Below are 21,987 nucleotides of genomic sequence, written 5' to 3'. Positions count from 1 at the left end.
GGTCTAGCAAAGCGGACGGCGCGAGGCGAGCGGGAAAGTCGTCATCCCCCGGGTATCCCGGCGCCCGCGGGCGCCTCGGCCTCGCGCGCGGCGAGGACCGCGGGCAGCGCCTCGGGCAGATCCTCGGCGATCAGGCCCGGCCCGACCCGGCGCGCCGCCTCGACATGGAGCCAGGCCGCGGCGGTCGCGGCCCGCGCGGGCGAGCGCCCCCGCGCCATGAGCCCCGCGGCGAGACCCGCGAGCACGTCGCCCGCCCCCGCCGTCGCCAGCCACGGCGCGGCGCGGTCGTAGAGCGCGGCGTTGAGCGCGACGTCGCCCGACGGATCGGCGACGACGGTATCGGCGCCCTTGAGCAGCACGGTGCAGCCCGCCCGCGCCGCCGCGGCGCGGACGGCGTCGGCGCGCGAACAGCCCTCTGCCGCCTCCTCCGTCACGCGGCGGGCCAGATCGGGGAAGAGCCGCGCGAACTCGCCCATGTGCGGGGTCAGGAGGCAGCCCGCGTGGAGCGACGCGAAGAGCCCCCGCTCCGGGTCGGCGAGCAGCGTCAGCGCGTCGGCGTCGAGCACCGCGCGCCGCCCCGAGGCGAGCGCCGCCGCCACGAGCCCCGCGCCCCTCTCGTCCACGCCGAGGCCGGGGCCGAGGCAGAGCGCGTCGAGCCGCCGGTCCTCCAGCGCCGCGGCGAGCGCGCGCCCCTCGCCGATCTCGCGCAGCATCACCGCCGTGAGCTGCGCCGCGCATTCCGCCTGCGCGTCGTCCGGCGCGCCCAGCGTCACCAGCCCGGCGCCCACGCGGAGCGCCGCCCGCGCGGCGAGGCGGGCCGCCCCGGTGCGCCCCGCACCGCCCGAAAGCACGAGCGCGTGGCCCTGCGTGTATTTGTGCGCCGCCGTGCCGGCGGGCTTGGAGAGATCGTCAGGCGGGCCGATCAGGCGCACCGCCTCTTCCGGCGCGGGCAGGCCGATCTCGACCGGGGCGACGGCCGCGACATGGGCCGGCAGCGCGCCGGTGAACTGGCCGAGCTTCATCGGCCGCACCGCCGCCAACAGATCGAAGCGCGCCGGGTTGTCCCGGCCCAGATGCGCGCCCGAATCGCTCGAGAACCAGCTCGGCATGTCCACCGCGACCAGCCGGCCGGCGGAGGCATCGGCCGCGCGCCGCGCCGCGTCGAGCGCGTCGTGCACCAGATCCGGCACCGCGCGCGAGAGCCCGGTGCCGAAGATCGCGTCGACGAAGAGATCGGCGCGCGCCGCGGCGATCGCCTCCGGGTCCATCGGCTCGACCGGGCCCAGCGCGCGCCAACGGTCGTGCGCGGCCTGCGCGTCGGCGGACATTTTCTCGCGCGTGCCCCAGTGCAGCACGCGCACCTGCCAGCCGCGGCCCCTCAGCAGCCGGGCCACCACGAAGCCGTCGCCGCCGTTGTTGCCCGGCCCGCAGAGCACCACCGCGCGGTGCGGCCGCGCGACGAGCGCGGGCCACCGCGCGAGGAGCGCCGCGACGATCCCCTCGCCCGCGCGGGACATGAGCGCCCAGCCGGTGACGCGCCCGGCCTCAATCTCGCGCGTCTCAAGCGCGCGCATCTGCGCCGCCGTCACGAGCGGCTCGCCCGCAGTCTCGGTCATCCCGCACCTCGCGTCGCCTCGCTCCCCTCGGGATATGGCCGCCGGGCGCCGCCCGGGACAAGCCCACGGCGGCGTTTTCACAAACTGCCCGATTTTTGCGCGCTATGCCCAAATTCGCGCCGCCGCCGGAGCCCAGCCCGCGCGCCCCGCGCCCCTCCGGCGCAATTCGATTGAGCGCCCCCGCGGGCCGTGGTGTGACCCGGACTGACCGGAGCGAGGAGGCCGCCATGAAGAAGATCGAAGCGATCATCAAGCCGTTCAAACTCGACGAGGTGAAGGAGGCGTTGCAGGACGTCGGCGTGCAGGGCCTCAGCGTGATCGAGGTGAAGGGCTTCGGGCGCCAGAAGGGCCACACCGAGCTCTACCGCGGCGCCGAATACGTGGTGGACTTCCTGCCCAAGGTGAAGGTCGAGGTCGTGCTCGACGACGCGCAGGTCGACGCCGCCGTCGAGGCGATCGTCGCCGCCGCCAAGACCGAGAAGATCGGCGACGGCAAGATCTTCGTCAGCCCCGTGGAACAGGCCATCCGCATCCGCACCGGCGAGAGCGGCTCGGACGCGATCTGAGACCCCGAACGAGACCCCAGCAAGCGAAAGGGACGCAGGGAATGAGCAAGGAATCGATTCTCAAGACGATCAAGGACGAGGAGGTCGCCTACGTCGACCTTCGCTTCTCCGACCCGCGCGGCAAGGTGCACCACGTCACCGTGATCGCCGACGAGGTGGACGAGGACTTCCTCGACGAGGGCTTCATGTTCGACGGCTCCTCGATCAACGGCTGGAAGGGGATCGAAGCCTCCGACATGAACATGGAGATCGACCTCGACAGCGGCTACATCGATCCCTTCTTCGCCGAGAAGACGCTGGCGCTGCACTGCTCGATCCGCGAGCCCGACACCGGCGAGCCCTACGAGCGCGACCCGCGCGGCACCGCCGAGAAGGCCGAGGCCTACCTGAAGTCCTCCGGCATCGGCGACATGGCCTTCTTCGGGCCGGAGGCGGAGTTCTTCCTGTTCGACGACGTCCGCTTCTCGGCCTCGATCAACAAGGTCTCCTACGAGGTGGACGCCCAGGACGGCTCCTGGAACACCGACACCGAGTACGAGATGGGCAACACGGGCCACCGCCCCGGCGTGAAGGGCGGCTACTTCCCGCTGCCGCCGCTCGACGACGGGCACGACATCCGCTCCGAGATGATGTCGACGATGAAGCGCATCGGCATGGCGGTGGACAAGCACCACCACGAGGTCGCCTCCTGCCAGCACGAGCTCGGCCTCATCTTCAACTCGCTCAAGAAGCAGGCCGACGAGCTTCAGAAGTACAAGTACGTCATCCACAACGTCGCGCAGGCCTACGGTAAGACGGCGACCTTCATGCCGAAGCCGATCGCGGGCGACAACGGCACCGGCATGCACGTCAATATGTCGATCTGGAAGGACGGCAAGCCGCTCTTCGCGGGCGACAAATACGCCGACCTCAGCCAGGAGGCGCTCTGGTTCATCGGCGGGCTGCTGAAGCACGCCAAGACGCTCAATGCCTTCACCAACCCCTCGACCAACTCCTACAAGCGCCTGATCCCGGGCTTCGAGGCGCCGGTGCTGCGGGCCTACTCGGCGCGCAACCGCTCGGGCTGCATCCGCATCCCGTGGGCCGAGAGCCCGAAGGCCAAGCGCGTCGAGGCCCGCTTCCCCGACCCCTCGGCCAACCCCTACCTCGCCTTCGCGGCGCTGCTGATGGCCGGCCTCGACGGGATCAAGAACAAGATCGACCCGGGCGAGGCGATGGACAAGAACCTCTACGACCTGCCGCCGGAGGAGCTTCAGGGCATCCCGACGGTCTGCGGCTCCCTGCGCGAGGCGATCGACGCCCTCGTGGCCGACCACGACTTCCTGCTCGCAGGCGACGTCTTCACCAAGGACCAGATCGAGGGCTACGTCGAGCTGAAGATGGAAGAGATCGAGCGCTACGAGCACACGCCGCACCCGGTCGAGTTCCAGATGTACTACAGCTGCTGAGCCGCGCTCACGGCCAGCCGAGGGGGCGCCCGAACGGGCGCCCCTTTTTCATGCGCGCAACGCAGGATTGCGACAGCGCGGCGCGGATCGCCCCAATTCCGGCACAATCGCCCCCAAGAATCGCCCCAGAGACAGGCTACGCACAACCTGAACGCGTTTCAGGAGGGGCCGATGACCGCCGTGACCGAGATGCCCTGCCACTTCGCCGCGCTGCGCCTCGCCGGGCCCGCGCCCTCGCCCGAGACGCTGATGGACCGCATCGGCGATTGGCTGGAGAGCGCCGGGCAGACGGTCGAGGACGCGGGGCTCCGCGCCGACGGCGCGCTCTGGCTGCGCACCGACGAGGCGACGGTGCGGCTCGCCGCCGAGGGGGCGGCGCGGCTGTCGCTGCGCGTGGCCGACCGATCGCGCGAGGAGCCCGGCACCACGGGGGAGGCGCTGCTGCTCCATCTCGTCTACCGCCTCGCCGTGCGCCTGACTCCCGAACAGATCGAATGGCAGGACGAAACCAGCGTCGTCGACGCGCAGGAGTTCATCGCACTCGCGCGCCGCGCCGCCGGCGGTATCCGCCCGGCGCGCCCCGGCGCGGTCCGGAACGCCCCGCGCCCCGTATCGCGTCCGGCCCCGGCCCGGGACACCCTTGGCGCGGCCGGCGACGCCGGCCTGCGCGCCGCCTTCGTCACCGACACCCCGGCCCCGGCGCAGGGCACCGACGACGCGCCGCAGAGCGCGCCGCTGCGCCTCGCCGCCTGGGCCTTCTCGGGGGCGGCCGCCCTGATCTGGCTGCCGCTGGCCCCGGTCCTCCTCGCCGTCCAGCTTCGCGACGGTCCGAACCTGCGCCTCTCCGCGCAGGCCTGCTCGCTCGTCGGGCTGTTCACGGCGCTGGAGCATACCGGCGCCTTCGCACAGGTCGCTGCGCTGATGCCGGTCTGACCCGTGACGCGCCAGGCGTCGAGCGCACCTGCCCGCCCCTCACACGCATGACGTGTCCGCGGAAGTGCCGCCGCATGGCCCCGCGGACCGCGCGCGGCGCTGCCGGACAGGCCCGGCGCGCGGGCGCACACGCGCCATCCCCGCGAATCGCAAGACCTTGCGCGCCCGTCCGTTCCATCCGTGGCGACAATCGGCCCGTGGACGCGGAATTGCCCAACTGTTTCTGGGAACTCGACACAGTTTCTCCCCGATCGACCTCTACAACTTTCGGAAGAAACGAGACGTTTTGGAGGGGACCATGAGCGGCGACGGGGTGATTCATCACGCGGTCCTGATCTTTTCCGGGGACCGCGCCTTCGACCGGGCGGCGATGCGCGACGACATCGCGGCCGCCCAGCGCGCGACAGGAGAGCCGGCGACCGCCGCGGGCATCTCGGACGACCCGCAGGCTGTTCCCGGCGCGACGGTCTGCACGCGCTTCGACATCTTCGCGCCCCCCGAGCGTGGCGGCACCGTCCCGCCGGAGGAGTTCGGCCCCGGCCTCGAGGTCTTCGCCGAGGCCTATCCCGATATCGCGCCGCCCGCCGCGCTCGTCTCGCTGCAGGTCTTCGCGATCGACCCGGGCGTTGACGAGGCGACGCTGTCGGCCGTTCTGGCGCAGGTCGTCGACACGCTGATCGCGCGCACCGAGGCGGATCTCGTGCGCCTGCCGGGCCACGCCGGGCTGATGACGAGCGCGCGGTTCCGCTCGGAATTCCACCTCGCGCGGAGCGACGCGCCCGCCGATACCACGCCCGGACACGCGGGGGACGCGATCGACATCTTCCCCGACATCGACCTCGTCGCGCCAGAGCTCGACCGGGCCTGGGACCGGGCCTCGCCCCGGAGCGGCGCCCGGCGCCGCACGCAGAGCGCCCCCGCCTCCGACGCGGACGACGTGGCCATGCCCATCGAGGCGCGCCTCGCCACCTGGACGGTCAACGCCTCCGTGGCGATCCTCGCGCCGCCGGTCGGCGCCTCGCTCGCGGTCTACAACCTGATGCGCGGCGAGGATTTCCGGCTGAGCGCGCATGCCCTCGCCCTGACGGGCACCTTCCTCGCGCTCGGCGCCTCAGGCATGATGCCCAGCCTCTCCGGCCTCGTCTGAGCCCCGCGCCACGACCCAGGTGTGGATCGTGAAGGCCACCGCCCGCGTGGCCGGCAGGCGCAGGATGCACTGGCGCTCGGCCCGCAGGTAGCCCGCGTCCGGCGCGGCGGCACGCGCCTCGCCCTCGCGGCGCGGCTGGAAGAGCGCCGGGTCGTCGTAGGCCAACAGGTTGAAGCGCCAGAGCGGCCGGCCCGGCTGCACCCCGTCGAAGAGGCGCTGCACCCGCCGCGCGAGCGCCGCGTCGTACTCCGCGACCGGGGCGTGGATGCGCAGGAGCGGGCGCAGGAACTTCTGCGAGAGCGTCCAGCTCGCCGGGAAGCAGAGCACGGCGGCGGTGAGCACATGCTCGGCGCCGCGCTTCTCCATCAGGCAGAAATCCTCCTGCGCGAGGCGGCCGAGCGTGGCCATCGGATCGCCCCGGTCGAGGGGGACGGAGACGCCGTCGGGCCGCAGGACGCGCGCGCCGTCGATCCGGTAGCCCGGCCGCGTGGCGAGATGCGCGAGGGTCACCTCCAGAAGCTCCTCCGCCGCGGGCCGCGCCGCCGGGTCGAGCCGGATCACCGCGTCGCGCCGCTCTCCGATCAGCCAGTCGCGGAGCGCCATCTGCGCTGCGAAGGCCTCGTCCGCGAGGAGCCACGCCGCAGGGTCGAGCGGCGCCGTGCCCGGCAGGCGCGGCGCGGTCGTGTCGAAGGGGATGCGGCGCTGAAGGACGGGCGCGTCGGTCCCGGCACGCGCCGCTTGCGCCGCCTCCGGGTCGTGCCCCTGCCCCTCGTGTCGCATGCCTTCACCTCCGTCACGCTGCATGGGCACGCCGGACACGACGCCCGCCCCGCCGCGCCCGGGCGGGCGCGGCCCATGCCGGGCATGAAAGCCCATGGCCGCCCCACCGGCAAGGCCGGGCCGTCCCGCGGCGCGCGGCTCGGCCGCGCCCTTCCGTTCGACGCTGATCGACTGAGCGCGCGGACGCCCGGCGTGTCCATCTCGCTCCGACCACCACCGGCGCCGGTGCCCCCGGCCCGAACCGCGCCGCGCCCGGCCGCCCGAGCGCGACTCGCGCCACCGGGCGGCAAGCGGTTTGAAAACCGCTTGCGAAGCCGCTTCCAAGCGGCTTCGCCCGGCCGCGTCACCGGCGCGCGAGATCGGCGTGAGGCGGCTTGCACCGGGCGCGCGCGGCCGACAGGCTGCGCGCGGATCACTGCCGGGAGAGACGCGATGCAGAGCGAGCGCTTCACCTTCGAAGGCCACGACGGGCACACCCTCGACGCGCGGCTCGAGCGGCCGGCGGGCCCGCCCGCGGCGACGGCGCTCTTCGCGCATTGCTTCACCTGCGGCAAGGACATCGCCGCCGCGCGGCGCATCGCGCGCCGCCTTGCGGCGATGGAGATCGCGGTGCTGCGCTTCGACTTCACCGGGCTCGGCCATTCCGAGGGCGAGTTCGCCAACACTTCCTTCAGCTCCAACGTCGAGGACCTCGTCGCCGCCGCCGCCGCGCTCGAGGCGCGCGGGCTCGCGCCGTCGCTCCTGATCGGGCACTCGCTGGGCGGGGCGGCGGTGCTGCGCGCCGCGCGCCGGATCGAGGGCGCGCGCGCCGTCGCCACGCTGAACGCGCCCTGCGACCCCGAGCACGTCACGCACAACTTCGGCGCCAACCTGGACGAAATCCGCGAGACGGGCCGCGCCGAGGTGGACCTCGGCGGACGGCCCTTCACCATCTCGGCGGAGTTCCTCGAGGACGTGGAGGGCGCGGACCTCGTCGACGACATCCGCAATCTGCGCCGCGCGATTCTCGTGATGCACGCCCCGCGCGACGCGGTGGTGGGCATCGACAACGCCACGCGCATCTTCACCAATGCGAAACACCCCAAGAGCTTCGTGACCCTCGACGACGCCGACCACCTCGTGAGCCGCGCGCGCGACGCGGATTACGCGGCCTCGGTGATCGCGGCCTGGGCGCGGCGCTATCTCGCGCTCGAGCAGCCCGAGCCGCCCGCCGACGCGCCCGAGGGCGTGGTCCGGGTGAGCGAATCCGATCCCAAGGGCTTCTTGCAGGATATCCAGTCGGGGCCCTGGCATCACGCGCAGGCCGACGAGCCGCGGGACGTGGGCGGCACGAACCAGGGCATGTCGCCCTACGGCTTCGTCGCCGCCGGGCTCGGCGCCTGCACCTCGATGACGATCCGCATGTACGCCCGGCGCAAGGGCTGGCCGCTCGACCACGTGTCGGTCGACGTCACCCACGCCAAGCGCCACGCCGCGGACGCCGAGGAGAGCGGCGGCGCCAAGATCGACGTCTTTCGCCGGGTGATCCGCCTCACCGGCGATCTGACCGAGGAGCAGTGCGCCCGGCTGATGGAGATCGCCGACAAGTGCCCCGTGCACCAAACGCTCGAGCGGCGAAGCCGGATCGAGACCGAGCGCGCCAGCGGGTAACCTTACGGAACCGGAGACCGGGCCCGCGCGTTCGCTGAAAGCAGCGAAGAGGTGAACACGCATGGTCAAGCCGTCGGTCGTCGGTGTGGACGACAACGCCATCCCCGGGGAGATGTTCGGGGGCAACATCCTCGCCACGCGCGACGGCGTGGGGCCGGACGACACCTATCCGGTGATCGCCGACGCGCTCGGCGTCGAGCAGATCCGCTATCCGGGCGGCGCGCTGACCGAGACCTATTTCGACATCTCGAACCCGGACAACGATCGGGTCACGGACGTCGCCACCGGCGAGACGATCGATTTCCTGCCCATGTCGGAGTTCATGGGCTGGGCCGAGGAGACCGACCGCGCGGTGAACCTCGTTTTGCCCACGCGGAATCAGCTGTCCGAGGCGCGGGACGAAAACGGGGAACGGTTCGCCGCCGTCGAGGAGGAGGAGCTGCGCGGCTTCCTGCGCGACACGCTCGACGGCGCCTACGGCGACCCCGAGCTTCAGGCGATCGAGATCGGCAACGAGTACTGGGGCAGCGGCGAGATGAGCTCGACCGAATACGGGCGCGTCGCGAGCGAGATGGCGCGCATCGTGGACGAGGAGCTCACCGCCCACCCCCGCGCGGAGCGCTTCGAGGAGACGGATATCCTCGTGCAGTCGGGCAAGAACTTCGACAACTCGGACCTGCAGCCGGAGTACGGCGACCTCGGCAGCTCGCGCGACATCCTCGACGCGATCGAGGAGGATTACGGCGTCACCCTCGACACCCCCACCTACGAGTATCTCAACGGCGAAGTGGCCTGGCCCCGGGTCGCCGACGCGCTAATCCGGAACGAGTTCGACGCGACGGAGGCGCCGGCGATCGACGACGTGGTGACGCACCTCTACTCCAAGGGGCCCGAGAACCAGAACAGCCGCTATTTCGAGCTCGAGACGATCGACATCACCTGGCAGGACGACCGCCCGGAGCTCGACACCTACGTGACCGAGTGGAACCGCTCGGCTTCCACGGAACTGTATGACCGGGGCGAGGATTACGGCCTCGACCAAGCGCACGAGCTTCTGAACACGGTGGAGGCGATGGGCCTCGCCGACGTGGAGGCGGCGCATGTCTGGCCGCTCCAGCAGAACACCGCCAACACCCTCGGCGGCGAGGTGGGCGAGACCGAGCTGACGCCGGCCGGCGCGCTCTTCGCCGAGATGCAGGCGGCGCTTCCGGGCACGCGGGCGGTGGATCTGAGGGCGCAGTCGCGCGAGACCGAGACCTCGACCGACGACGGCGCCGTGGACGTGCATATGTTCGCCGCGCCGGACCGCATGGTGGCCTATCTCGCCAACACGCGCGATGAGGCGGAGACGGCCGAGGTCGATCTCTCCAACCTGATCTCCGATCCCGGCGCGGTGACCCTGACGCGCATCGGCGTGGGCGACGGCGAGGACCCCGACAGCACCGAATCCCGCGCCACGGTGACCGAGGCCCCCGAGGGCGCCGCGGTCGAGGGCACGACCCTCTCGGCCGATCTGGACCCGCGCGAGATCCTGCAGGTCACCTTCGACGGACCGGAGATGACCTAGAGCTTCGCGGGGGCGTTCGCCGAAGCCTCGGGCACCGAGCCGCCGCCGGAGGAGGAGCCGCCGGAGGACGACGACGGCGACGACGGCGGCAGCGACGGGGGCAGCGACGGGGGCAGCGACGGGGGCCTCGGCGCCGGCATCGCGGCGCTTCTCCTCCTGCCGCTTCTCGCCCTTGCGGGCGGCGGCTGAGCCGCTTGTCTCGGGCCCCGGCGCGGTCTAGACCCCGCGCGAGCCTGAGAGGAGCGCCGCATGATCCCCCGCTATTCCCGCCCCGAGATGGTCGCCGTCTGGTCGCCCGAGACGCGCTTCCGCATCTGGTTCGAGATCGAGGCGCACGCGGGCGACGCGATGGCCGAGCTCGGCGTCATCCCGAAGGAGAACGCCGCGGCGGTCTGGAAAGCCAGGGACGCGACCTTCGACGTGGACCGCATCGCCGAGATCGAGGCGGTCACCAAGCACGACGTCATCGCCTTTCTCACCCACCTCGGAGAGATCGTGGGCGAGGACGCGGCGCGCTTCGTGCATCAGGGCATGACCAGCTCGGACGTGCTCGACACCTGCCTCAACGTGCAGCTCACCCGCGCCGCCGACATCCTGATCGCGGACATGGACGCGCTGCTCGCCGCGCTGAAGCGCCGCGCCTTCGAGCACAAGGAGACCGTGCGCATCGGGCGCAGCCACGGCATCCACGCCGAGCCGACGACCATGGGCCTCACCTTCGCGCGCTTCTACGCCGAGATGGACCGCGGCCGCCGCCGCCTCGTCGCCGCGCGCGAGGAGATCGCCACCGGCGCGATCAGCGGCGCGGTGGGCACCTTCGCCAACGTCGACCCGCGGGTGGAGGAGCACGTCTGCGCGCGGATGGGCCTCGCGCCCGAGCCGATCTCGACGCAGGTGATCCCGCGCGACCGGCACGCGGCCTTCTTCGCCGCGCTGGGCGTGGTGGCGAGCTCGGTCGAGAACCTCGCCACCGAGGTCCGGCACATGCAGCGCACCGAGGTGCTCGAGGGCGAGGAGTTCTTCAGCGCCGGCCAGAAGGGCAGCTCGGCGATGCCGCACAAGCGCAACCCGGTGCTGTCGGAGAACCTGACGGGCCTCGCGCGGCTGGTGCGCTCGGCGGTGATCCCGGCGATGGAGAACGTGGCGCTCTGGCACGAGCGCGACATCTCGCATTCCTCGGTCGAGCGGGTGACCGCGCCGGACGCGACGGTGACGCTCGACTTCGCGCTCGCGCGGCTGACGCAGGTCGTGGACAAGCTGGTGATCTATCCCGAGCGGATGCAGGCCAACATGGACCGCCTCGGCGGCCTCGCCATGAGCCAGCGGGTGCTTCTGGCGCTGACGCAGGCCGGCGTGACGCGCGACGCCGCCTACCGGATGGTACAGCGCAACGCGATGAAGGTCTGGGAAGAGGGCCGCGATTTCCAGACCGAGCTTCTGGCCGATGACGACGTCGTCGCGGCGCTCGGAAAAGAGGCGATCGCGGCGCAGTTCGACCTCGGTTACCACCTCAAACACGTCGACACGATCTTCGCGCGCGTTTTCGGCGAGACCGGCGATTGATCTGACCCGGCGTCATGCTACCCTGTTCCCGGCCAGCGAAAGGGAGAGTGTGATGTCCAAGCTGAAGACCCTCGCCGCCGCCACGGCGCTGACCCTCGTGCCCGCCATGTCGATGGCCATGTGCGCCGGCAAGTCGCATCAGGCGATGTCCTGCGCCGACGGCATGGTCTGGGACTCCGAGCAGCAGGCCTGCGTCAAGCAAGTGATGGGCTGAGAGCCCCGGCCTTGCGGCGAAAGGGCGGCCCCGCGGGTCGCCCTTTCTGTTGAATGGGTCAGGGGGCCGCGCGCGGCGTCGGCGCGCGGGGAAGCCGCAGAAGGCGGGCGCCGGCCGAGATCGGCGGGGGCCCCGCCGGGCGCCCGGCGCGTGGGCGATCGCGCGCGCCATCGCGGCGCGGGGCGGCATGGACACCCGCCGGGGCCGGGCCTAGTGTCGCGCCATGCCGCCGCTCGCCCCCTCGCCTGCCCCGACACCGCCGCCGCCCCGCGCCGGGGCCGCGCCCGGCAACGCGGCGCGGGCGATCCTCCTGATGATCGGCGCGGTCTTCTGCTTCACGCTGATGGACGCCACGGCGAAGGCGCTGACCGGGCGCATCGGCATCGTGCCGACGCTTTGGGTGCGCTATCTCGGGCAGACGGTGGTGGTGCTGATCCTCGTGGCGCCGCGCCTCGGGTCGGTGCTGCGCACCCGCTACCCGGGGCTTCAGGCGCTGCGCTCGCTCTACCTGCTGGGCGCGACGGCGCTCTTCTTCTGGGGGCTCGCCAACATCGGGATCGCGCAGGCGACCGCGGTGATGAACGTCAATCCGCTGCTGATCACGCTCGGCGCCGCGCTCTTTCTCGGCGAACGGCTCGGCCCGCGCCGGGCGCTCGGGGTGCTCGCCGCGCTGGTCGGCGCGCTGCTGATCATCCGGCCCGGCACCGCGGTCTTCACGCCGCACGCGCTGCTGCCGCTCGGCGCGGCCTGTTTCTACTCGGCCTATGCGCTGACCACGCGCTTCGTCGGGCGGGACGAGGACCGCTGGACCTCGCTCGTCTACACCGGGCTCCTCGGCGCGGTCGTGCTCTCCTGCATCGTGCCCTTCCACTGGCCGACCTTCGACACCGGCACCCTCCTGCGCGTCGGCGCGCTCGCCGTGTTGGCCACGCTCGCGCAGCTCCTGCTGATCACCGCGCTGCAGCAGGGCGAGGCGGCGCTCGTCGCGCCCTTCGCCTACGCCGGGCTCGTCTTCGCCACGCTCTGGGGGCTCCTCTTCTTCGACGAGGTGCCGGATCTCTGGACGCTCGCGGGAATGAGCGTCATCGCCGGCGCGGGCGTCTACGTCTGGCACCGCGAGACGCGGGCCGCCTGAAGACCGATGGCGAAACGGGCGAAATCCCCGCGCGACGACCGGCTGGACCGCGCCACCGACCTCGCCGGGCAGGCGGCGATCCGGCTCGCGCTCCTCCTGCCCTGGGGCGCGCGTGTGCGGCTGATGGGGTGGCTCATGCGCCGGGTGGTCGCGCCGCTCGCCGGGTGGCGGGCGCGGGCGCGGGCCAACCTCGCCCACGTCTGGCCCGACCTGCCGGAGGCCGAGCGCCGCCGCATCGCCGACGCCGCGGCCGAGAACGCGGGCCGCACCATGATCGAGAACTACGACGTCGCGGGCCTGCGCGCGCGGGTGCGCGGCCGGCCGCCCGAGGGGGCGGGCCTCGCGGCGATCGAAGCCGCGCAGGCCGAGGGGCGGCCGGTGCTCCTCGTCACCGGGCATTTCGGCAACCACGAGGCGCCGCGCGCGGCCCTCGTGGAGCGCGGCCACCGGGTGGGCGGGCTCTACCGGCCGATGGCCAACCCCCATTTCAACGCCCACTACGCGGCGAACATGCACGCGCTCTCCGGCCCGGTGTTCGAACAGGGCCGCCGGGGCACGATGGGGCTCGTGCGGCACCTGCGGGCGGGGGGCATGGGCGTTCTGCTCTTCGACACCTACGCGGGCGCCGGGGCGCCGATCGACTTTCTGGGCAAGCCTGCGCCGACGCTCACCTCCGCCGCCGAGATCGCGCGCAAGACCGGCGCGGAGCTCATCCCCTTCTTCGGCATCCGGGGGCCGGACGGGCTTTCGTTCCGCATCGTCTTCGAGGCGCCCGTGCCGCATGGCGACCCGCTGGAGATGACGCGCGAGATGAGCGCGCGGCTCGAGGCGCGCGTGCGCGAGACGCCGGAGCAGTGGTTCTGGATTCACCGCCGCTGGAAGCCCGAGCGGCAGGCGCGGCGTCAGCGCAGGCGCGCGGCGGCCAGCACGGGGCCATGACGCTCGGACTGGACGATGACGACGACCGGGCGCTCCCCCTCGATCTCGGTCGCGAGGCGCAGGGGCGCCGCCCCGTCCCACCGCGCGAGCGCGCGCCAGGTGGTGGCGATGTTGTGATACTCCGCCGTGCGCCCCGCGTTCTCGCCCCGGGTGATGTGCACCGTGGCCGAGGGGCGGTAGCGCACGAGCTGGATCACCGCCGGGCCCACGGGCCGCTCGGCCGAGACGGTGACGAAGAGCCGCCCGCCCTCGCGCCGGAGCGAGAGCGAGACGGGCCGCGGCGCCTCGGCGTGGGCGCGGATGCGGTCCATCACGGTCATCGCCTTGGCGCCCATGATGCGATCCTCGCCGTCCACGATGATCTGCGGCGTGAAGATCGAGCGGCTGTGCGCGGCGCGGGCGTAGGCTTTCTGCCGCGCGGTGAAGCGGGGCTGCGCGAAGCTGTCGGCCCAGCCGATGTAATCCCAGTAATCGACGTGCAGCGAGAGCGCGATCACGTCGTCGCGCGCCGCGAGCTCGCCCAGCAGGCGGTCCGCCGGCGGGCAGGCCGAGCAGCCCTGCGACGTGAAGAGCTCCACCAGCACGCCGCGCTCGCCCGCCGCGGCGACGCTCGCGGCCAGCGCCATCCAGAGCGCCGCGCCGAGCCTGAGTAGTCCGAACATCACGTCACGTGCCCCGGTGTCGTCGTGCCCCTTCCGCCGACATAGCACTAAAGCGCGCGGAAGCACGAAGGCCAATCACCGTTTTGCGAGAGGGCTGCGACCGGCGTATGTGCACCGTCGTATACAAAAATGCCCCGCCCCCTCTTGATCCGCGGGCCGCCGAGGGGATACATGCGACGCGAGAGCGGCGCCAGCGGCCCGATCGGTCACGCGACCGGCCGCGCGCCCGCAGACACCTCACGGAGGCCAGCAGATGCCCATCGTCACCGGACAGGACACCGCCAGCACCCGCCGCCGCCTCGAGGCGGGCGGCGCGCAGTATGCCTATTACTCGATCCCCGCGGCGGAGGAGGCCGGGCTCGGCGACTTCTCGCGCCTGCCCGCGGTGCTCAAGGTCGTGCTCGAGAACATGCTGCGCTTCGAGGACGGCAAGACCGTCGACACCGACGACATCCGCGCCTTCTCCGACTGGGCGGCGCAGGGCGGCAAGACCCAGCGCGAGATCGCCTACCGCCCGGCGCGCGTGCTGATGCAGGACTTCACCGGCGTGCCGGCGGTGGTCGACCTCGCCGCGATGCGCGACGGCATTCAGAAGCTCGGCGGCGACGCGCAGAAGATCAATCCGCTCAACCCGGTCGACCTCGTGATCGACCACAGCGTGATGATTGACGAGTTCGGCAACCCCCGCGCCTTTCAGATGAACGTGGACCGGGAGTACGAGCGCAACATCGAGCGCTACACCTTCCTCAAGTGGGGGCAGAAGGCCTTCGACAACTTCCGCGTCGTGCCGCCGGGCACCGGCATCTGCCACCAGGTGAACCTCGAGTACCTCGCGCAGACGGTCTGGACCGACACCGACCAGTCGGGCGAACAGGTCGCCTATCCCGACACGCTGGTGGGCACCGACAGCCACACCACCATGATCAACGCGGCAGCCGTTCTGGGCTGGGGCGTGGGCGGCATCGAGGCGGAGGCCGCGATGCTCGGCCAGCCGATCTCGATGCTCATTCCCGAGGTCGTGGGCTTCGAGCTGACGGGGCGCATGATGGAGGGGGCGACCGGCACGGACCTCGTGCTCAAGGTCGTGGAGATGCTGCGCGCCAAGGGCGTCGTCGGCAAGTTCGTGGAGTTCTACGGCGACGGGCTCGATCACCTGCCGCTCGCCGACCGCGCGACCATCGCCAACATGGCGCCCGAATACGGCGCGACCTGCGGCTTCTTCCCCGTGGACGACGAAACGCTGCGCTACCTGCGCCAGACGGGGCGCGACGAGACCCGCGTCGAACTGGTCGAGGCCTACGCCAAGGCCAACGGCATGTGGCGCGGGCCGGATTACGCGCCCGTCTACACCGACACGCTGCATCTGGACATGGGCACCATCGTGCCGGCGATCTCGGGGCCGAAGCGGCCGCAGGACTACATCGCGCTCGACAAGGCGGCCTCGGCCTTCCACGCCTACGTCAAGGGCCAGCGCGAGTGCGAGAACGTCAACCACACCTCCGAGGTCCGCTGGGAGGGCGAAGGCGGCGCGCCGGAGCCGGTGGAGATCCCCGGCGACGAGGGCCACCACAAGCGCGGATTCGTGCAGACCGACGAGCATCACTACCAGATGCACGACGGCTCGATCGTGATCGCCTCGATCACCTCCTGCACGAACACCTCGAATCCTTACGTGATGATCGGCGCCGGGCTCGTGGCGCGGAAGGCGCGCGAGCTGGGCCTGAACCGCAAGCCGTGGGTCAAGACCTCGCTCGCGCCGGGCTCGCAGGTGGTCTCGCACTACCTCGAGGCCGCGGGGCTGCAGGAGGATCTCGACGCCATCGGCTTCAACCTCGTGGGCTACGGCTGCACCACCTGCATCGGCAACTCCGGCCCGCTCGCGCCGGAAATCTCCAAGTGCATCAACGACAACGACCTGATCGGCGTCTCGGTGCTCTCGGGGAACCGCAACTTCGAGGGCCGGATCAGCCCGGACGTGCGCGCCAACTACCTCGCCAGCCCGCCGCTCTGCGTGGCCTACGCGCTGGTGGGCGACATGAACGTCGACATCACCCGCGAACCGCTGGGCGAGGACAAGGACGGCAACCCCGTCTACCTCAAGGACATCTGGCCCGATCCCAAGGAGATTGCGGAGCTCGTCGAGAAGACCGTCACCCGCGAGGCGTTTCAGGAGAAATACGCCGACGTCTTCGAGGGCGACGAGAAGTGGCGCGCGGTCGAGACCACCGACAGCGAGACCTACGACTGGCCCGCGACCTCGACCTACGTGCGCAACCCGCCCTACTTCCAGGGCATGAGCCCCGAGGCCGGCACCATCGAGGACGTCGAGGGCGCGCGCATCCTCGGCCTCTTCGGGGACATGGTGACGACCGACCACATCTCGCCGGCCGGCGCGTTCAAGGCCGACACCCCCGCGGGCAAGTACCTGACCGAGCGGCAGGTCGCGCCGAAGGACTTCAACAGCTACGGCTCCCGCCGCGGCAACCACGAAGTGATGATGCGCGGCACCTTCGCCAACATCCGCATCCGGAACGAGATGCTGGACGGCGTGGAGGGCGGCTACACCCTCGGCCCGGACGGCTCGCAGATGCCGATCTACGACGCCGCGATGGCCTGGCAGGAAAAGGGCGTGCCGCTCGTCGTGATCGCGGGCGAGCAGTACGGCGCCGGCTCCTCGCGCGACTGGGCCGCGAAGGGCACCGCGCTTCTCGGCGTGCGCGCCGTGATCGCCGAGAGCTACGAGCGCATCCACCGCTCCAACCTCGTCGGCATGGGCGTGATCCCCTTCGAGTTCACTGGCGGCGACACGCGCAAGACGCTCGGCCTGACGGGCGACGAGAGCGTGACGATCAAGGGGCTCGAGAACGTCAAGCCGCAGCAGGAGGTGACCGCCACGATCACCTACGGCGACGGCACGACGAAGGACATCACCCTCAAGTGCCGCATAGATACCGCGGTCGAGAAAGAATACGTCGAGAACGGCGGCGTGCTGCACTACGTGCTGCGCAACCTCGCGCAGGAGCCGATGGCGGCGGAGTGACGCCGCCCGGCCCCGCGCCGGTCAACCCTTCGTCAAGACGACGCTGTTACCCCCGCCCCCCGGCGGGGGTAACGCGTTTGCGGAGGGCACATGCGAAAATGCTCACACGGCCGGGCGTGGCCCGGCCTGTTCGCTTCGGGCCTCGAAGCCGCGGCCCTGATCGCGCTGGCGGTGATCTTCGGCGCGTGACGCCTACTCGGGCAGGCCGCCGGCCTCCTCGATCGCGGGCATGATCGTCGTCTCGAGCACGCGCTCGGTGATCGGCCCGGCGAAGCGGGTGACGATGGTGCCGTCGGCGTCGATCACGTAGGTCTCGGGCACCCCGTAGACGCCCCAGTCAAGCGCCATGCGCCCGCTCGCGTCGGCGCCGATCGCCGCGTAGGGGTCGCCCAGCTCCTCGAGGAAGCCGAGCGCCTTGCCCGGCTCGTCCTTGTAGTTGACGCCGTAGATCGGGATGCCCTCGTCGGCGAGGGTCTCGAGATGCGGATGCTCCACGCGGCAGGGCGCGCACCAGCTCGCCCAGTAGTTCACCAGCTTCACGCCCCCCTCGCGCAGGTCCGCGTCGGTGAAGGGCGTCTTGCCCTGAAGCGCGGTCAGCTGCACCGGCGGCGCCGGCTGCCCCTGCCGGGCGGAGGGGATGGCGTCCTTGTTCTCGCGGTTCATGCCGAAATAGAAGAGCGTCGCGATCGCCACGAAGAGGACCGGCGGCAGCGCCATCAGGGGGCTAACTCTTGCCATCGCGGCGGGCCTCCACTTTCTCGAGATCGGCGCGGATCCGCCGCGCGCGGCGCAGGCTCGCCCAGACGATCACCGCGAGGAGCGCGAGGCTCGACCCGTAGGAGGCGAGCACCGCGAAGGCGTATTTTCCGAGATCCGGCATCATGCCGCCCGCTCCCGCGCCTGAAGCGCCTTGATCCGCCGCGCGCGGATCTCGGTGCGCGTGCGCAGCAGCAGGAGCGCCACGAACAGGAGGACGAAGCCCGCGATGCAGACCAGCAGCGGGATGTAGAACACGTCGTGCACGTTCTCCTCGGCATCCAGCGAGAGCGAGGCGCCCTGATGCAGCCCCTGGTTCCAGAAGAGCACCGCATAGCGCGACAGGAGCGCGAAGACCGAACCGACGAGGCAGAGGATCGCCGTCAGGTCCGCCGCCGTATCCGGGTTCTCGATCGCCTCCCAGAGCGCGACGTAGCCGAGGTAGAAGAGGAAGAGGATCAGGAAGCTCGTCAGCCGCGGGTCCCAGGCCCACCATGTGCCCCACATCGGCTGCCCCCAGAGCGCGCCGGTGACGAGGGCGATCGCCGTCATCACCACGCCCACGGGCGCCGCGGCCTTGGCGGCGAGCGCCGAGACGTGGTGCCGCCGGATCACCCAGATCAGCGAGGTCACCAGCATCATGATCCAGATGTTGATCGCCATCAGCGCCGCGGGCACGTGCAGATAGATGATCTTCACGGTGGAGCCCTGCCGGAAGTCGTCCGGCGTGAAGAAGAAGCCCCAGACGAGCCCCACGGCGAGGCAGATCGCCGCCCCCCAGGAGACCCAGGGCAGAAGCCAGCCGGAAAGGCGCAGGAACTTGACCGGGTTGGCCCATTCCCAGAGCGAAGCGGTAGCGCGCTGTTCCATCGTCGGTCCCCTGATCCTCGGTCTGATCTAGTCCGTCACGGCCGCCTGCGCAATCTGCCTCACCGCAGGTTGATGCGTAACACCGCCGCGGAGGCGAAGGGCAGAAGCGCGATCGTCCCGAAGGTGATGCCCGCCAGCAGCGCGAGCGGCGTCGCGGTCGAAAACCCCTCGGCGCCCCGCCGCGCGGCCTCGGCGCCGAAGATCAGCGTCGGCACGTAGAGCGGCAGCACCAGAAGCGACAACAGGAGCCCGCCCCGCTTGATGCCCACGGTGAGCGCCGCGCCGAAGGTGCCGATCACCGAGAGCGCGGGCGTGCCCAGCGCGAGCGAGACGAGGATCCAGAGATACCCCTCCGCCGGCAGGCTCAGCAGCACGCCGAGCGCCGGCGCGACCAGGACGAGCGGCAGGCCCGTGGTGATCCAGTGCGCGAGCGCCTTGAGGCTGACCAGCGCCTCGAGCGGCAGGGGCGCGGTCGCCAGCAGGTCGAGGCTCCCGTCCTCCCAGTCGAGCGCGAGGATGCGGTCGAGCGACAGGAGGCAGGCGAGCAGCGCGCCGATCCAGAGGATGCCCGGCGCGATCCGCGCCAGAAGCTCCGTTTCCGGCCCGACGCCGAAGGGCACCAGCACCGTGACGATCAGAAAGAACGCGAGGCCGAGGCCGAAGCCCCCGCCGGCGCGCACGGCGAGCCGCAGGTCGCGGGCCAGAAGCGCGATCACAGGAAAGCCTCGTCTTCGGCGGCCGCGCGCGGGCTGGCCTTGCAGACGGCGACGTCGAAATGCCGCGCCTCCAGCCCGAGGTCGATATGCGTGGCGATGAGCGCCGCGCCCCCGCGCGCGAGATGCGCGCGCACCGCGTCGGCGAAAAGCCCCACCGCCGCCGTGTCGAGCGAGACGGTCGGCTCGTCGAGCGCCCAGACCGGCCGCCCGGTGACCAGCAGCCGCGCGAGCCCCAGCCGACGCTTCTGCCCGGCCGAGAGCGCGCCGGCGGGCCGGTCGGCCAGATCCTCGAGCGCGAAGGCGGCGAGCGCCGGCGCGATGTCGCCGGTGCCGAAGACCCGCGCCCAGAACGTCAGGTTCTCGGTCACCGTCAGCGTGGCCTTCAGCCCGTCGGCATGGGCGGCGTAGGCGATGGCGTCGGAGGCGGCGTCGATGCGCCCCGCGAGCGGCGGCTGCAGCCCGGCGACCGTGCGCAGCAGCGTCGTCTTGCCCGAGCCGTTCGGCCCGCGCAGGATCAGCGCCTCGCCCGGCGCGAGCGCGAAGCTCAGCCCTTCGAGGACGGGAACGCCGCCCCGCGCGACGGCCAGATCGTGCACCGACAGAAGCATCCCCGCTCGCTTAGCCCAAACCGCGCGCGGGGGGAAGCGGGCGCGTGGCGTCCCGCCGCCGGGGGCGCGCGGGGCTACGTTGCGGGGTGGGCGGAGCAGGGCGCGCACCCGGCGCCGCAGCCCCTTGAGCGGGAGTGCAGTCCGGTCGTGCGCCCGACGCGGCGGCGCCTGTCATGGCCACCGCACCGGGCCGCACGCTCGGCGCCCCGGCGCCTGTCATGACCACCGGTCCCGGCCGCGTCCCCGGCGCCGCGGCGCCCGTCACGACCGCGGCAACCAGCCACACCCGCGATAGCTCGGCTCGCGTCGCAGCCGCCGACCCCGGCCGCGCGTCCACCGCGCGCCGCCCGCCTTCGTCACGCGGGCGCGGCGCCCGGCGAGGCCCCGGCGCCCCCCTCAGACCGGGAGCGCGGCGAGCGCGATGCGCCGCCCCTCGGACAGGAGCACGTTATAGCTCCGGCAGGCGGGGCCGGTCGCCATGCTCTCGACGCCGATGTTGGCCTCCTCCAGCGCGCGGCGCAGGTCGGCCGGGATATGCGCGATCTCCGCCCCGGTGCCGAGGAAGAGCACGTCCACCTCACCGGCGAGCGCGAGGAGCGGCGCGGTGTCCTCGTAGCCGCCCCAGACGCGCGCGCCCGCGGGCGTCAAGAGCACCGCGCCCTCGCGCAGCTCGCCGCCCACGCGGAAGAAGCCGGGGCCGTAGCCGTCCACCGGCAGGGCGTCGTTGTAGACCACTTCGTTGATGCGCATGGGTCCTCTCCGTCGCTCGCCGCGGACCTAGCACGCCGCCCCTGCCCGGTCACGGGGTCAGGCGTCGACGTCGCCGAACTGCGTGCCCGCGGTCTGATCCGGCTTCGACCAGTCGCGCTTCACCCCCAGCAGGAGGAGCGTCGCCGAGGCGATGAAGATCGAGGAATAGGTGCCCACGATCACGCCCCAGATCATCGCGAAGACGAAGCCGCGGATCACGTCGCCGCCGAGCACGAAGAGCGAGATCAGCGCCAGAAGCGTCGTCGCCGAGGTCATAAAGGTCCGGCTCAGCGTCTCGTTGATCGAGATGTTGAGCACCTCGCGCAGGGGCCGCTTCTTGTATTTCATCAGGTTCTCGCGAACCCGATCGAAGACGACCACGGTGTCGTTGAGCGAGTAGCCGACGATGGTCAGCAGCGCCGCGATGATGGCGAGGTCGAAGCGGATCTGAAGCTCGGAGAAGATGCCGATCGTCAGCACCACGTCGTGCACCAGCGCCGCGACCGCCCCGAGGGCGAACTGCCACTCGAAGCGCAGCCAGATGTAGACGAGCACCGCCCCGATGGCGAGCAGCACCGCGATGATCGCGGTCTGGATGAGCTCGCCCGAGACCTTGGGGCCGACCGATTCGTCCGAGACGAACTCGATGTCGGGCGCGACCTCCTGCAGGGCGCCGCGCACGCGCTCGATCGTCTCGACCGTGACGCTCTCCTGCCCCTCCTGCGCCTGGATGCGGACCATGGCGACGTTCTGATCCGGACCGAAGGTCGGGTCGAAGACCTCGGAGATGGTGATGTCGCCGAGCTCCAGCGCCTGCAGCGCGTCGCGATAGGCGCCGACGTCCACCGGCTCCGCGCTCTCGGTGCGGATCGTCGTGCCGCCGCGGAAGTCGATGCCGTAGTTCAGCCCCTGCAGCACGAAGGAGACGAGCGACAGAAGGATCAGCCCCGCGGAGATGCCGAGCCAGAGCTTCGGGCGCGAGAAGAAATCCCAGGACGTGTTTTCGGGAACGAGGCGCAGGCGCATG

21 protein-coding genes are annotated in these 21,987 nt (G+C 71.6%); 11 read left to right on the top strand and 10 right to left on the bottom strand.

Annotated elements, in window-relative coordinates:
• Positions 1 to 41: 41 nt before the first annotated feature.
• Positions 42 to 1,616, bottom strand: a complete 1,575-nt coding sequence (locus DRV84_RS01110) for an NAD(P)H-hydrate dehydratase (protein ID WP_115977899.1) — start codon at positions 1,614 to 1,616, stop codon at positions 42 to 44.
• A gap of 227 nt (positions 1,617 to 1,843) precedes the next feature.
• Between DRV84_RS01110 and DRV84_RS01105 the strand changes: the two genes are divergently transcribed.
• The 4 genes from DRV84_RS01105 (at position 1,844) to DRV84_RS01090 (ending at position 5,710) form a co-directional block, all read left to right on the top strand.
• Complete coding sequence (locus DRV84_RS01105) at positions 1,844 to 2,182, top strand: P-II family nitrogen regulator (protein WP_115977898.1); 339 nt, start codon at positions 1,844 to 1,846, stop codon at positions 2,180 to 2,182.
• Between the two features lie 41 nt (positions 2,183 to 2,223).
• Positions 2,224 to 3,630, top strand: a complete 1,407-nt coding sequence (gene glnA, locus DRV84_RS01100; RefSeq protein ID WP_115977897.1) for a type I glutamate--ammonia ligase — start codon at positions 2,224 to 2,226, stop codon at positions 3,628 to 3,630.
• A gap of 171 nt (positions 3,631 to 3,801) precedes the next feature.
• Positions 3,802 to 4,563 carry a hypothetical protein gene (locus DRV84_RS01095; RefSeq protein ID WP_115977896.1) on the top strand — a complete coding sequence of 254 codons (762 nt, stop codon included), beginning with the start codon at positions 3,802 to 3,804 and terminating at the stop codon, positions 4,561 to 4,563.
• A 298-nt stretch (positions 4,564 to 4,861) separates the two neighbouring features.
• The gene (locus DRV84_RS01090) at positions 4,862 to 5,710 is read left to right on the top strand and encodes a serine/threonine-protein kinase (RefSeq protein ID WP_115977895.1); all 849 of its coding nucleotides are present in this window, start codon (positions 4,862 to 4,864) and stop codon (positions 5,708 to 5,710) included.
• Here the strand turns inward: DRV84_RS01090 and DRV84_RS01085 are convergent.
• Positions 5,675 to 6,490, bottom strand: coding sequence for a heme-dependent oxidative N-demethylase family protein (locus tag DRV84_RS01085; RefSeq protein ID WP_115977894.1), 816 nt, complete (start codon positions 6,488 to 6,490; stop codon positions 5,675 to 5,677). The two genes, DRV84_RS01090 and DRV84_RS01085, sit on opposite strands and share 36 nt — an antisense overlap.
• A 432-nt stretch (positions 6,491 to 6,922) precedes the next feature.
• On the opposite strand from DRV84_RS01085, the gene DRV84_RS01080 reads away from it, so the two are divergent.
• The 6 genes from DRV84_RS01080 to DRV84_RS01055 all read left to right on the top strand — a co-directional run bounded on the left by DRV84_RS01080 (position 6,923) and on the right by DRV84_RS01055 (position 13,558).
• Positions 6,923 to 8,140: a bifunctional alpha/beta hydrolase/OsmC family protein gene (locus tag DRV84_RS01080; RefSeq protein WP_115977893.1), complete on the top strand. Its 1,218-nt coding sequence runs from the start codon at positions 6,923 to 6,925 to the stop codon at positions 8,138 to 8,140.
• Positions 8,141 to 8,201: 61 nt separating this feature from the next.
• Positions 8,202 to 9,707, top strand: coding sequence for a type I secretion protein (locus DRV84_RS01075; protein ID WP_115977892.1), 1,506 nt, complete (start codon positions 8,202 to 8,204; stop codon positions 9,705 to 9,707).
• A gap of 249 nt (positions 9,708 to 9,956) precedes the next feature.
• On the top strand, positions 9,957 to 11,270 hold the full coding sequence (gene purB, locus DRV84_RS01070; protein ID WP_115977891.1) for an adenylosuccinate lyase: 1,314 nt from the start codon (positions 9,957 to 9,959) through the stop codon (positions 11,268 to 11,270).
• A 52-nt stretch (positions 11,271 to 11,322) separates the two neighbouring features.
• The gene (locus tag DRV84_RS01065; protein ID WP_115977890.1) at positions 11,323 to 11,484 is read left to right on the top strand and encodes an adenylosuccinate lyase; all 162 of its coding nucleotides are present in this window, start codon (positions 11,323 to 11,325) and stop codon (positions 11,482 to 11,484) included.
• A 223-nt stretch (positions 11,485 to 11,707) separates the two neighbouring features.
• On the top strand, positions 11,708 to 12,619 hold the full coding sequence (locus tag DRV84_RS01060) for a DMT family transporter (RefSeq protein WP_205026713.1): 912 nt from the start codon (positions 11,708 to 11,710) through the stop codon (positions 12,617 to 12,619).
• Positions 12,620 to 12,625: 6 nt separating this feature from the next.
• The gene (locus DRV84_RS01055) at positions 12,626 to 13,558 is read left to right on the top strand and encodes a lysophospholipid acyltransferase family protein (RefSeq protein ID WP_115977889.1); all 933 of its coding nucleotides are present in this window, start codon (positions 12,626 to 12,628) and stop codon (positions 13,556 to 13,558) included.
• Here DRV84_RS01055 and DRV84_RS01050 read toward each other — a convergent pair.
• Positions 13,522 to 14,220 (bottom strand): DUF1223 domain-containing protein, encoded by a 699-nt coding sequence (locus tag DRV84_RS01050; RefSeq protein ID WP_115977888.1) that lies wholly within the window; start codon positions 14,218 to 14,220, stop codon positions 13,522 to 13,524. The genes DRV84_RS01055 and DRV84_RS01050 overlap by 37 nt on opposite strands.
• A gap of 253 nt (positions 14,221 to 14,473) precedes the next feature.
• Between DRV84_RS01050 and acnA the strand changes: the two genes are divergently transcribed.
• A complete protein-coding gene (gene acnA, locus DRV84_RS01045; protein ID WP_115977887.1) occupies positions 14,474 to 17,260 on the top strand; it encodes an aconitate hydratase AcnA in 2,787 nt (928 codons plus the stop codon).
• 192 nt (positions 17,261 to 17,452) lie between these two features.
• On the opposite strand, the gene DRV84_RS01040 is transcribed toward acnA, so the two are convergent.
• From DRV84_RS01040 to secF, 7 genes are all read right to left on the bottom strand, one after another.
• Positions 17,453 to 17,998 carry a DsbE family thiol:disulfide interchange protein gene (locus DRV84_RS01040; protein ID WP_115977886.1) on the bottom strand — a complete coding sequence of 182 codons (546 nt, stop codon included), beginning with the start codon at positions 17,996 to 17,998 and terminating at the stop codon, positions 17,453 to 17,455.
• A complete protein-coding gene (ccmD, locus tag DRV84_RS01035; RefSeq protein ID WP_115977885.1) occupies positions 17,985 to 18,143 on the bottom strand; it encodes a heme exporter protein CcmD in 159 nt (52 codons plus the stop codon). Before ccmD ends, DRV84_RS01040 begins: the two co-directional genes overlap by 14 nt.
• Positions 18,140 to 18,886 carry a heme ABC transporter permease gene (locus DRV84_RS01030; protein WP_115977884.1) on the bottom strand — a complete coding sequence of 249 codons (747 nt, stop codon included), beginning with the start codon at positions 18,884 to 18,886 and terminating at the stop codon, positions 18,140 to 18,142. The genes ccmD and DRV84_RS01030 overlap by 4 nt, the downstream gene beginning before the upstream one ends.
• Before the next feature lie 59 nt (positions 18,887 to 18,945).
• Positions 18,946 to 19,602 carry a heme exporter protein CcmB gene (gene ccmB, locus DRV84_RS01025; RefSeq protein WP_115977883.1) on the bottom strand — a complete coding sequence of 219 codons (657 nt, stop codon included), beginning with the start codon at positions 19,600 to 19,602 and terminating at the stop codon, positions 18,946 to 18,948.
• The gene (gene ccmA / locus DRV84_RS01020; RefSeq protein ID WP_115977882.1) at positions 19,599 to 20,210 is read right to left on the bottom strand and encodes a heme ABC exporter ATP-binding protein CcmA; all 612 of its coding nucleotides are present in this window, start codon (positions 20,208 to 20,210) and stop codon (positions 19,599 to 19,601) included. The genes ccmB and ccmA overlap by 4 nt, the downstream gene beginning before the upstream one ends.
• A 396-nt stretch (positions 20,211 to 20,606) precedes the next feature.
• On the bottom strand, positions 20,607 to 20,960 hold the full coding sequence (locus DRV84_RS01015) for an Mth938-like domain-containing protein (protein WP_115977881.1): 354 nt from the start codon (positions 20,958 to 20,960) through the stop codon (positions 20,607 to 20,609).
• A gap of 57 nt (positions 20,961 to 21,017) precedes the next feature.
• Complete coding sequence (secF, locus tag DRV84_RS01010; protein WP_115977880.1) at positions 21,018 to 21,986, bottom strand: protein translocase subunit SecF; 969 nt, start codon at positions 21,984 to 21,986, stop codon at positions 21,018 to 21,020.
• Position 21,987 lies beyond the last annotated feature (1 nt).

The sequence above is a fragment of the Rhodosalinus sediminis genome, from assembly GCF_003385555.1.
GTDB classification, from domain to species: Bacteria; Pseudomonadota; Alphaproteobacteria; order Rhodobacterales; family Rhodobacteraceae; genus Rhodosalinus; species Rhodosalinus sediminis.
This window is presented reverse-complemented; position numbering and strand designations above follow the sequence as displayed.